At 53.2% G+C, this 11,176-nt stretch carries 13 protein-coding genes; 8 read left to right on the top strand and 5 right to left on the bottom strand.

What is annotated here, in order from left to right; genetic code table 11:
* The first annotated feature begins 129 nt into the window (after positions 1-129).
* The 3 genes from ACZ1G7_RS08710 (at position 130) to ACZ1G7_RS08700 (ending at position 2,327) form a co-directional block, all read left to right on the top strand.
* Complete coding sequence (locus ACZ1G7_RS08710; RefSeq protein ID WP_472663425.1) at positions 130-501, top strand: response regulator; 372 nt, start codon at positions 130-132, stop codon at positions 499-501.
* Between the two features lie 1,005 nt (positions 502-1,506).
* Positions 1,507-1,671 carry a hypothetical protein gene (locus ACZ1G7_RS08705; RefSeq protein ID WP_472663424.1) on the top strand — a complete coding sequence of 55 codons (165 nt, stop codon included), beginning with the start codon at positions 1,507-1,509 and terminating at the stop codon, positions 1,669-1,671.
* A 440-nt stretch (positions 1,672-2,111) separates the two neighbouring features.
* Complete coding sequence (locus ACZ1G7_RS08700; RefSeq protein WP_472663423.1) at positions 2,112-2,327, top strand: hypothetical protein; 216 nt, start codon at positions 2,112-2,114, stop codon at positions 2,325-2,327.
* A 324-nt stretch (positions 2,328-2,651) separates the two neighbouring features.
* Here the strand turns inward: ACZ1G7_RS08700 and ACZ1G7_RS08695 are convergent, their stop codons facing one another.
* Positions 2,652-2,885, bottom strand: a complete 234-nt coding sequence (locus ACZ1G7_RS08695; RefSeq protein WP_472663422.1) for a thermonuclease family protein — start codon at positions 2,883-2,885, stop codon at positions 2,652-2,654.
* Positions 2,886-3,102: 217 nt separating this feature from the next.
* On the opposite strand from ACZ1G7_RS08695, the gene ACZ1G7_RS08690 reads away from it, so the two are divergent.
* Together ACZ1G7_RS08690 and ACZ1G7_RS08685 are read left to right on the top strand one after the other, a co-directional pair.
* Positions 3,103-3,660 carry a J domain-containing protein gene (locus ACZ1G7_RS08690; RefSeq protein ID WP_472663421.1) on the top strand — a complete coding sequence of 186 codons (558 nt, stop codon included), beginning with the start codon at positions 3,103-3,105 and terminating at the stop codon, positions 3,658-3,660.
* 156 nt (positions 3,661-3,816) lie between these two features.
* Complete coding sequence (locus ACZ1G7_RS08685; RefSeq protein WP_472663420.1) at positions 3,817-4,086, top strand: hypothetical protein; 270 nt, start codon at positions 3,817-3,819, stop codon at positions 4,084-4,086.
* A gap of 214 nt (positions 4,087-4,300) precedes the next feature.
* Here ACZ1G7_RS08685 and ACZ1G7_RS08680 read toward each other — a convergent pair whose 3' ends face one another.
* Positions 4,301-4,897 (bottom strand): hypothetical protein, encoded by a 597-nt coding sequence (locus tag ACZ1G7_RS08680; RefSeq protein ID WP_472663419.1) that lies wholly within the window; start codon positions 4,895-4,897, stop codon positions 4,301-4,303.
* Between the two features lie 460 nt (positions 4,898-5,357).
* On the opposite strand from ACZ1G7_RS08680, the gene ACZ1G7_RS08675 reads away from it, so the two are divergent.
* Positions 5,358-6,548, top strand: coding sequence for a cytochrome P450 (locus ACZ1G7_RS08675; protein WP_472663418.1), 1,191 nt, complete (start codon positions 5,358-5,360; stop codon positions 6,546-6,548).
* 2 nt (positions 6,549-6,550) lie between these two features.
* Here ACZ1G7_RS08675 and ACZ1G7_RS08670 read toward each other — a convergent pair whose 3' ends face one another.
* A complete protein-coding gene (locus ACZ1G7_RS08670) occupies positions 6,551-7,642 on the bottom strand; it encodes a Rieske 2Fe-2S domain-containing protein (protein ID WP_472663417.1) in 1,092 nt (363 codons plus the stop codon).
* Positions 7,639-8,526 (bottom strand): 3-methyl-2-oxobutanoate hydroxymethyltransferase, encoded by an 888-nt coding sequence (gene panB, locus ACZ1G7_RS08665; protein WP_472663416.1) that lies wholly within the window; start codon positions 8,524-8,526, stop codon positions 7,639-7,641. The genes ACZ1G7_RS08670 and panB overlap by 4 nt, the downstream gene beginning before the upstream one ends.
* Positions 8,527-8,627: 101 nt before the next feature.
* Here panB and ACZ1G7_RS08660 point away from each other — a divergent pair, with 101 nt between their 5' ends.
* Together ACZ1G7_RS08660 and ACZ1G7_RS08655 are read left to right on the top strand one after the other, a co-directional pair.
* Positions 8,628-9,101 carry a MarR family winged helix-turn-helix transcriptional regulator gene (locus ACZ1G7_RS08660; protein WP_472663415.1) on the top strand — a complete coding sequence of 158 codons (474 nt, stop codon included), beginning with the start codon at positions 8,628-8,630 and terminating at the stop codon, positions 9,099-9,101.
* A gap of 11 nt (positions 9,102-9,112) precedes the next feature.
* The gene (locus tag ACZ1G7_RS08655; RefSeq protein WP_472663414.1) at positions 9,113-10,216 is read left to right on the top strand and encodes a glycine cleavage T C-terminal barrel domain-containing protein; all 1,104 of its coding nucleotides are present in this window, start codon (positions 9,113-9,115) and stop codon (positions 10,214-10,216) included.
* 204 nt (positions 10,217-10,420) lie between these two features.
* Here ACZ1G7_RS08655 and ACZ1G7_RS08650 read toward each other — a convergent pair whose 3' ends face one another.
* Positions 10,421-11,167: an amino acid ABC transporter ATP-binding protein gene (locus ACZ1G7_RS08650; protein WP_472663413.1), complete on the bottom strand. Its 747-nt coding sequence runs from the start codon at positions 11,165-11,167 to the stop codon at positions 10,421-10,423.
* Between the last annotated feature and the right edge of the window lie 9 nt (positions 11,168-11,176).

Genomic DNA, 11,176 nt, shown 5'->3' with positions numbered 1-11,176 from the left:
TGCCTCTATGGCCTCGCCCTTATCGCAGAACCAACGCTACCCTTCGCAGAGTTAGTCTTCGTTCGCGAATATCAAGGCGACCACGGCGGGTGATAGGTGTGCCCGCTTTGAGAGACAGCGGTTTGTAAAATGTTCGCTCACGGATATGACGATCCATTTCTGATCCTACTCGTACAAGATGCGAATTGGGAAATTGATCTGGTTGATCCAGATGAAGGACAGGCTCTGGTGTCTCGCTTATCTGGTTTCGGCGTCATCTTGATCGATTCAGATGATGCGCCGACCTATGCGCCGGAGTTGATTGCGCAACTACGAAGCCTGAGTGGGACGGGTGAGCATCCGTTGATGGTTGTTATCAGCGCGCTGTTGTCGCGGTCCTTTCGTGCACAGCTAAAACAAGCAGGAGCCGATTTGTTCCTATATAAACCCCGGTCCCTTAACGACTGTTTTCCAATGTTTTTGGAGACGGTTTCAGAGCGCCTCTGTAGTCATGCGGGGTGAACAGCCTCGGTTGGCAGAAGAGCTTGGTGCGATGTCAACTCATCGCAGATCTACGGCGGAGAACCACACATATTCAGCCTACGCCATGACATCGTTGTTAGTTGGCGCTTGCTTTGTACTCTTCGCTGCGATGAGTAATGAATTCGGAGGAGTGGGCCAGAATGCCAAACGACATAGGCAAACTGGAGCTAGAACAGCTCAAGATTCGCATACGCGAAATCGAAGGCGAGATTGAGTCACTCATGTACAAAAGGTCTAAGCTTCTGAAAAAGCTGCGGGCGCTCGAGAAGTACAGTTCTGGCAACGTAGCCAACTAAGAGAACACGCAGAAAATACGTGCATAGAGTGATCGAATGAAGAATAGTTAACGCAAGGTCAGCGCATTTGTTAACTTTTAATTTACCTTAATTGCCGATACGGAGGTAAGGTTTCGTCGGACATCGTCCAGCCCCCGGATCGAACTTTCTAGCTTCGGCGAAACCTGACACCATCCTTTGCGCATCGCCTCAAAAACGATCACTTTTCTCGTAACTCTTACCCCAAAGCGAACCCACGAAAACGAGGTTAATTCTTCGTTAAGACTTTGGTCGTGTAATAATATAACAAACACTGAGGATGCCTGTGTCTAAAACTGGGGATGCCTGTGTCTAAAAATGAATTTATTGAACACCTAAACCAAGCCAAACTAAAGGCACAGCTTGAGGGGTTTTACGAGACAGTTAAGTCTCTCAACGCCCTAATGTCCGAGCTTAAAGGCGATGGGCTCCGGGAACGCTCACCTGAAGCGATATTGGAAGATTAATTGGCTGATCAAGAGCACCTTTGATGCACTTGATTGTTCCATGGTGCCCGTTTCTACTCTGCAACCGAAAAAACGCTACTTGCGTGCTCGCGCGGGTTCACAGATCAGCGAGTTTTAGCCAGAAATGGATCAATCGTACTGCAAGTTAAGCTTCTGTTAAGCTGTAATGCGGAATTTGCGAACAAGTAACGTGGAGGCTTGAGATGTCTAAGAGTGAACTTATCGAACGTGCAAACCAAGCACTGCTGGTAGCAGAAGCGAATGGATTCCCAGAAACAGCGAAAGCACTACGTTTCTTCCTCGCGGAGCTAGAGCAGGAACAAAGGTTTGTACCAATTACTTCGGATCAATTGTTAGAGCGTTCTTAAGGCACTTTTTCAAGCCTTAAATTGTTCTCATATATTTCCCGTGTGTAGATATCTTTGATTATTTCTGTTTCGAACATCTTCGTGGGCTTACGAAACAATGACATGCAGCTCTTTCAACATTTTTCCTAGCCAATCGGTTTCTTGTATGCCTCCCTCAAAAACCTAAGCTCGCTTGTCTATGAGCCTACTTGAGCCATCGACTTTTCCGGGTAGTGGTTAATACCGGGTTAGCAATGCTGAAAAAAGTGCTTTTTTGAACCACATATGTGTTGCTGAATTATTACATCCTGTGCCCGGGTGTCCTGCCAATTGGCTTTGTGGAGATGTTCAGCGTCTGACAGGTTGTGAAAAGACCATCTTGGTAACGACTTGTTAGGGGAATCGGCCCATCCAAGATGCAACGGGTGCGAGGCCAACCTGCCCAACCTGAGGGGATATTGATGAGCATTGATTGTCTAGTGGATGCGATAAACAGCCTACGTGCAGAGGCTGTGGTGCAAAAAGATCAAAAACTGCTCTGGAAGATTGCGGCAATTGAGAATGTCTTCAAAGAAGAACTTATCAGCAAGCATCGGCATAAGAGGTTTGCGAACAAGACGCTCAACGCTTCAAAGCCAAAAGCCTCGATGCTTGAAGAAGCCCGGTTTTTACCTTGATAGTCACAGTTTGATCTATGGAAACGAACTTCAACGCACTAGCACTAGTCTTAGTCGGGGCGGCTATCGGGCTATTGTCAGCCTTGGGTCTTATCGTGGCAGACTATGGTGTCTGGCAAGCAATGTTTGCTTATTCAGTTTTTGGAAACCTTGCAATTTTGCTTCTCTTGGTCAGCTCAGCGATAAAATGGTAGCTGGTCTGTATCAGCTATCAAGAACGACCCATGCCTGCCCTAGCCATGCCATCTCAGCGCCGATATCAAGCCCGTCTGCGTAGCAACTCGCTATCACGCGCCATAACATCCTCGTCGAGACGCTCGCACACTAGGCGCTTCCCTTCGGCCGCACGGCCATTGCCTCAACCGTCAGCTTCCCGCACGGCGAGCGTCCGCACTTTTGACTGTATTCAGGGGCGACTATGCCGTGGATGCGGTAGGTGATCCCGTCTTGTTCGACCATGTCACCGTCGATGATGCGGGCTGTATCTTGGGCATCAGCAGAGGTACTGACAATTCCACAAAGGAAAGCAGTCAAGAACAGACGCACAGCTTTCATCATGTTCAATCCTCGATTTGTTTCAGCGAAGCCAAAGTGACGTGAAGCTTTGCCTTGGCGACCCTATCAGCCCTCTAGATAGCAACCGTAAAGCCGATTAACCAATCGCTAAGAAACCACCTACCCAAGCATTTGAACAAACTTTATGTATCATTTTAACAGTTTTTGATCTGTCTCTGACGGGGCCACGGATGGATCGCTTAGTTGATAGGATGATGCCGTGGCCGACCTTACCCTCGAAATGCAAAAAGCCTTTCAAAGCCTTGGTGTGTCGCCAAGCTCCGATTGGAACACCATTCGGGCAGCGTGGCGGAAGATGGTGCGCAACTACCACCCGGATCAGGTCAAAGGTGATAGGGCTGAAGCAAACCGCCGTTTGGCCGAAATCAATGCCGCCTATGACGTGGTTGCGGGTTGGACTTCCGAAGACGCGAAAGCCTTTCAGCGGGACGCTCAAAAGCGACGTGCAGAGCAACAAGCAGCCGAACTTCGTAGAGAGCAAGCCGACACTAAAGCGCGAGCTGAACGCATGGCCGAAGCGGCGAGGCAAGAGCATGCCCTGGCTCAAGAGCGTGTAAGGCAGCAAAAAAGACGCGCAGATGCAGATGCCGCGCGTAAGAGAGCCGCTGACTTGGAGAGAAGTGAGGCCGCACGGCGCGCGAACAGAGCCACCGAATGCAACCACACAGCCTTCGGTACAAGCGCTCAAGGCAAATTTTTGGACGCGCTGAACCAGCTAGCGCCAAAGGCTAAAGGCAATTACTCGCTTTCGTTCTAAGACAATTTCCATCAAGAAACCTCTTGAATGGCGTTCGAGGCCTTCGTTTCAGCTGCTCAGACAATCCGTATGTGCAGATGGTAATTCTCTATTCTCCTACTTAAGTGTGTATCGGAAGAACGATAAAGTCAGTTTGAAAGAGCAGTAAAAAGTTCAATGAAACACTATGTGCCGAAGCGTCGCGATCCATTTGAAATGCTTGAAGAGGCTCTTTCCAAAGGATGGGAGCCCATTGATACAGTTCCGCTTGCTGGCGACGGCGAGTTCTTGGCGCTTACCGTGTCGGGGCTAGAGCGTTTGGCCCGCAACCGAAAAGCCTTCAGAAACCCAAGACGTGCTGACGGCTATGGCCCCAAAAGGATGGTTGTTAACTCTGTTGAAACTGGGAATTACTTAGCGGCTATCGCATGGAAATGGCCCGAATGATCACCTTTGCGCTAAGACGACACAGCGGGAGTAGGAATTGCAAAAGTCGACCCGAGACCAATGTTCGTCTGGTTCGAAGCATTGGAGCAATTACGTTCGAAGCCAGTCTCCTGACCTTTTCATCAGTTTTTTAGACTATCTCGACCGCCTCAGCGACTGCTCTGTGGCGCGAAATGAGCTTTTGCAGTGGCGGGATCAACGGCCGCTTTGGGGCTCATGTGTGACAGGCTTTTCTTCGTCGCCAAACGTAGGCGTCATTTGGTACCTTCATGCGCTCCACGTACGTGGATTCCGGAAGTTGGCCAGTGTTGATAAATTCAGCTTTATTCTCAGCCGTGAGGTTCGCCCTGTACAAGTCAGATTGAACGCCATGATTGATCAGCGCCCGGCACAGGTCACTGCACGCTCCGCGCTTAATAATCATGACACTTTTCCCGCGAATATCGATTTCGTCTGCTTTGACAAATGCTGCATGCAAATCAGCTCGCTCTTCAACATATGACATGCGGTCGAGCGCCGGATAAATCCAACCAACGGCAACGATAATCACGCCTAAGAAGAGTGATCTGGCCCGCTTTCCACGCCACAACCACCAGGCGGTCAAGCCGAGCAAGACTGCATATGTGCACCAAACCAGTAATTCTCGGATTGCAGTAAGGGTTATCGCTCTGCCAAATTCCGCGCCCAATCCAGCCGATGCAACCGAGGGCAAAAGTACAAAAGACAGCGTCGCAGCTATGTAAGTTAGACGAGACAAAGTGATGACCTCTAGAGGATTACTTTGACACCTTAATTCACGAACGCCGTTCATATTTGGGTCGTTGATTAGCCTCATTCACCCGCAAGCAAAACATACGCCCCTTCTGCAGTTACAGAAACAAACAGAGCAGACGTTGGTCCAGAACGCAGCAACCGTTAGAATGGGCTCTTTGCAGATTTTCTCTGCATTTTGGCTGAATATCCGTTTGGTAACCGAAGCGCTCAGACTCAGTCGTCGACAACATCGCCAACCACATACTAAGGCGTGGTATTTTTAGAGGTATTAATCTTATGTATCGAAAAATTATTAAATACAGTCAATAAGTTATAAAATTAGAATGGCGGACTTCGTCTCCGCCATCAAACCCTTTTTGTAAGTTTGATTGGGTCGTCTAGCGCGGCTCTTTTTCTTTATTTATATGGTCTAAGTGACAGCGGCAGTTTTCGTTAAGTTTCTTTCGCTGACGTCTATATTCACCTCATAGTGTTATGATTTGTTGTATTTTGAGGCAATGAATTATTCCGCGCCTGCTTCGAGCTGCCCAACTGACGAGATCGATCTCTATTCCGATGGGGTCATTCGCGATCCATGGCCGCATTATGCGCGCTTGCGCGAGAAAGGCCCGGTGGTCTGGATGGCGGCGCATGGCAACTTTGCCTTCACGCAATACGACATCGTCCGGTCGGCATTGCGCAGGCCGGATATCTATGTGTCTAGCAAAGGCGTGGCGGCGGATGATTTTGGCTGTGCGCATTTGCAAGGGAACACTGTCGCCTCGGATGGCGCGCGCCACGACGCGTTGCGCGGAGCCATGCAACCGCCATTGACCCCAAATGCCGTGCAGACCTACCGCGCCCGGATCGAAGATGTAGCGGCAGACTTAGTCGATGCTGCTGTGGCCAAGGGGTCCATCGATGCTGTTGAAGACTTGGCCCAAGGGCTGCCTTTGGCCGTTGTTCGGGATCTTGTCGGGCTCCCCGATTTCGGGCGCGAAAACATGCTGAAATGGGCGGCGGCGGCGTTTGATGTGCTTGGTGTCCAGAACGCGCGCGGACAGGCGGCGTGCACAGCGATACAGGAGATGCGGGAGTTTATCGGTCGCGAGGCAACACCTGACAAACTGAAACCCGGCAGTTGGACACATCGGATCAGTGAAATGGCTCGCACCGGAGACATTGACCCAGACCTCGCACCCTTTGCCATACGGGACTATATGAACCCGAGCCTGGATACGACGATCTCAGCTATCGGTCATTTGATTTATTATCTGGCCTGTGATCCGACGGCATTTGCGAAGATCAAGGCAGACCCGGACCTCATCCCCAATGCGGTTCAAGAAGCGATACGCCTCGGGACGCCCATTCGATCTTTTACGCGGCACGTTGCAAACGAGGTAACTGAGGCGGGTATCGTGCTCCCCCAAGGCGCGCGGGTCATGATGCTCTTTGCGTCAGCCAACCGCGACGAAACCGTGTTCGCGGACCCCGATACCTTCGACATCTCACGCAAAAACGCACGTCGCCACTTGGGCTTCGGTGCCGGTGTCCACATGTGCGTCGGCATGCACCTCGCACTACTGGAAATCGAATGCCTCATCGCGCGATTGGCCAGCAAGGTGTCGCGACTTGAGCTTCTTGATCATGAGGTTGTCTTGAATAACTCCATCTGCGCCCACGCAAGATTGCACGTTAGGCTGAGTTGAACTTACCCGCGTGAGAGGGGTCTGCCTTCTGCTTTGAGCCTCTTGTTCAGAATCTGGCGCACCTTGATGCCTGCTCCGTCGGCACCAAGCGTCACTTCGAGAAAATCAAGGCCGCGCGGGTCGGCCGCCACACTCGCTTGCAGCTTTTCCAAGAGGTGCTTGTCCTCGTCGAATGCGGCGGTGACGCTGTTGCGGGTCTTTTCGGCGACTTCATCGGTCAGGCTGGGCACGTCGAACGCAGCCATCCAGAAGTAGTGCGTTTTTCCGCGCTGCGCGGGCGTGACGATATGTGCGCCGCGCACGATGAAGTCAGAGCGCTTGCCCTCCTCTGGCGCGGGGTCGTGCACGTTCCAGTCGGAAAAGGAGATCGCAAGCGTCGGCATACGCCCCTTTTGCACACGCTTGATTGGCTTGTCCTCAGGCAAACCCATGCCTGCGCAGAAGAGCGGTGATAGCGGTGCGAGATCGAATTCTTGTTCGTAGCAGAGCGCCCCATCTTCCATGTAGGTATCGGGCGCCGTGATCCAATCGTCCTGCTTGAACGTGTTTTTGTGCAAAAACGCGATGTGCGTCAGGTCCAGCACGTTCTCACGGATCAACACCCAGTTTGCCGCGACTTCATAGTAGCCGTGGACCGGGGTCCAGTCGGGGTCAATCTGATAGCCCACCTCAGGCGGGTCGCAATCAATCGCGTCCTGATCACCCATCCAGATCCAGATATAGGCGCCGGCTTCCTTGACGGTGAAGGACGGGATCTCTGCGGTTTTGGGCTTCATATGTTGGGTCGGCGCCTTGGTGCAGCGGCCAGCGGTATTGAACTCCATTCCGTGATACGGGCAGATGATCTTGTCGCCCGCGACATGGCCTTCGCTGAGCGGCGCCCAACGGTGGGGGCAACGGTCATAAAGCGCGGCGGGTGTGCCATCTTCGAGCCGGTAGAGCACGACCGGCGTTTCCAACAGCCAGCGGGCCAACGGCTTTGTTGTCACCTCATCGCGGTGCGCGGCCACCCACCACATGTTGCGGGGGTAGTTGTCTTCCAGCATCCCGTTCGGGATCGTTTGGCCGTTGGCCCGTGTGACCTCGTCTTTCATGGTGCATCCTCCCCTTTCATGAGCGCCGCGAAGCGTGCGATTTCCTCTGGTTTCATTTGATAGCTATGCTCGGCATCCGGAAAACGGCCCTCGCGCACATCATCGGCATAGGCAGTGAAAGCCTCGGTCGCAATCTGAGCCAGATTAGCATAGCGCTTGGCGAATTTAGGTTTGAAAGTATCGAAGGCACCAAGCAGATCGTAGCCGTTGAGTAGCTGGCACGTTCCCGCCGCGCCCGCGCCAATGGAAAAGGTGAAGATGCCCACGGCTTCATCTACGGCCTTGCCAACCTCGTAAGGCATCGCTTCGATCTCAAGGCCAATTGCCCCTGCCGCTTCAATGGCGCGAGCATCCTCAACGATGGACATAGCCGCCTCCGCAGTACGCCCTTGCATCTTGAAGCCGCCCATTTGATGCACCTTGTGCGGCAGCAAGCCGACATGGCTCATCACCGGGACACCCGCATCGGAAACTGCGCGAATGATATGTGCGCCTTCGCGGCCCAGCTGAAGCTTGACCGCATCCGCCCCGCTTTCCTTCATCATTCGGACCGCGTTTTTCACCGCCATATCCGGCGTCGCGTAGGACCCGTAGGGCATGGACACGAGGCACAGCGTATTGGGCGCGCCGCGCCGAACGGCCTGCGTGTGCATGATCATCTGATCGACGGTCATCGCCAGCGTATTTTCATGGCCATGCAGGGTCATGCCCAGGCTGTCGCCCACACCAACAATGTCCACACCCGCCCGTTCGGCCCAGGCCGCGGTCAGCACTTCACCGACAGCAACCATAACGAGCCGCTCGCCTGCGGATTTTTTTTCGGCCAATTCTGGCAGTGTTAGTTTTGTTTTCGACATATTCGACATAAGGGGCAAGAACGACATGCAATATGTCGCTTTTATTGTTCCATTTGGAACAACATGCGATAAAACGATGCCCGTTGGCAATGAAAAACCAATCGGACCATTTAGTAAAAGGCAGCGTGATGGCTGACACAGATCGGGCAAATCTGACGCAGATATTCGACACGATTGAATATCCGGAGGCCTACCGCATCACCTTTCTGGCCAATGCAATTGTCTTCCCGGCCTATGCCGACATCAAAAAGGATTTCGGTCTGGTGCGGGGCGAATACATCCTTTTGGCTTGCCTGTCGCATTTTGACGTGCTCACCGCCCAGGACGTAGCGCGCATCTCAAGACGCCCCCGCAACACGATCAGCCGGGCGGTGCATCGCATGCTGGAAGAGGGATATCTGGACCGCGCGCCTGACCCAGATGACGGGCGGCAAGCCCGGATTCGGATCACACCCAGCGGGCGAGACTTGCACATGAAAATTTCCGGCCATCTGCGCCGGCGACAAGACGAGGTGTTGGGCAAACTCACCGATGATGAGCGCCAAACCCTGTCTACTTTGTTGAAAAAGGCCGCTCTGCATACGGCCGCGCTTGATGACTAAGGCATAAGACCATGGCTGAGATTGGACCCAACACGCGGCTGCGGGTATCGCCGTTCTACAACGCTACGGTGCAAGACGGCGTCACGGCGTTTTCACCGTATAATTCGATGCTGATGCCGGTGTCCTATGGCGACCCGGACGCGGAATATGACCGTCTTCTCAATGGCGTCTGCCAATGGGATGTCAGCGTTGAGCGTCAGGTGGAGATCGCAGGGCCGGATGCGGCGCGGCTCGTGCAGCTTTTGTCAGTTCGCAATTTGTCCACGATTGAGGTGGGAAAGGGTAAATACATTCCGATGTGCGACCATCGCGGCGTTTTGATCAACGATCCCGTGGTGTTGAAGCATGAAGACGGCACGTTTTGGCTTTCCATAGGCGACAACAACATTCTGATGTGGGCGAGGGCGATTGCTGCGGAGCGGGGCTTGAATGTCGAGATATGCGAGCCCGATGTGTCGCCCATGGCCGTTCAGGGGCCCAAGGCCGAAGATGTTGTGGCTTCTGTATTCGGGGATTGGGTGCGGGCGCTTCGGTATTTCTGGTTTGCGCCAGCCGAAGTTTCGGGAATTCCTGTGATCGTCCAGCGTTCCGGTTATTCTAAGCAGGGTGGATTCGAGATCTATCTGCGTGACGGATCACGCGGCACCGAGCTTTGGAGCATCATCAAGGAGGCGGGTCAGCCTTGGGGTATTGGTCCCGGCAACCCCAACCCAATCGAACGCATTGAAAGCGGTTTGCTCTCCTATGGGGGCGACACTGACGACCGGACTAACCCTTTCGAGGTGCGGCTCGGCAAATTCGTCGATCTTGATCTGGATGATGACGTCGTGGGCATCACATCCTTGCGACGGATCAAGGCGGACGGAATCAAGCGCCAGCAATTGGGCATCGTCATTAACTCATCAGAGCGCCACCCTGGCCATGCGATCTGGTATGACGTCGACCAAGAGGGCGCAAAGATCGGCAACATGACATGCGGGGCATGGTCGCCACGCGCACAAGCGATGATTGGTTTTGCCTTGGTTGGTGTCGACAGCTCTGTCGGTGATGCGGTCGAGGTCAAACGTGGCGGCTACGTGGACAACGCAAAGCTGTGCGCCTTGCCGTTCTTCTAGTTTCGTCGTTCGTATTTCCGTAGTGCCGAAACCGCGCGCCAAAATGGTTGGAATGACGGGACGCAGCGCATCACCGGAAAAAGCAGTTGGGCAGACCAGGTCTCGACAGCTTCCGTGAGTACCAAAGCGCTCTCTAGCTCCACCCTGTATACTAGGCTGTGTCGCACATTTGCTTGTGACCAAGAAGCCAACGCGCAAGACAGGCTAAAGGATCTGGCTGAGAAACTCTTTGGTGCGCGGGTCTTGGGCGTTTTGAAAAAAGGTCTCGGGCGGTCCGTGTTCTACGATGACACCGCGATCTGTGAAATAGATATGGTCCGCCACTTCACGGGCAAAGGCCATTTCATGGGTCACAAGAATGCACGTCATGCCGTCCTCGGCGAGGTCCTTTATGGTTTGCAGAACTTCTCCCACGGTTTCTGGGTCAAGCGCGGCAGTCACCTCGTCAAACAAGATGACATCGGGCTGCATAGCGAGGGAGCGCGCAATGGCCACACGCTGTTGCTGGCCGCCTGAAAGCTCGCCCGGGTAAGCGTCTTCTTTCCCCTCCAAACGCACCTTTTTGATCAACCCACGGGCCATCTCTTCGGCCTTGGCTTTTTCCTGTTTTAACACGCGTACAGGTGCCATCATGACATTTTGTAAAGCGGTCTTGTGCGGGAACAGGTTGTATTGCTGAAAGACCATTCCGACCTTTTTGCGCAGTTCCAACTTGTCGAGTTTGGGGTCGTTGACTTCTTGGCCCTCCACCAAAATTGATCCTTGCTGAATGTCGTTCAGGGCGTTGACGCACCGGATCAAGGTTGACTTGCCTGACCCCGATGGTCCGATGATGCAGATCACGTCGCCTTTCATCACGTCAAGCGAGACGCCGTTCAGCACTTTCAAATCGCCAAAGGATTTGTGCACGTCTTTAAGTGAGACCATTGGGTCTGCAGGGGTCCAGCTCATGTCAAATCC

The sequence above is a fragment of the Litoreibacter sp. JB4-2 genome, from assembly GCF_055693445.1.
This window is presented reverse-complemented; position numbering and strand designations above follow the sequence as displayed.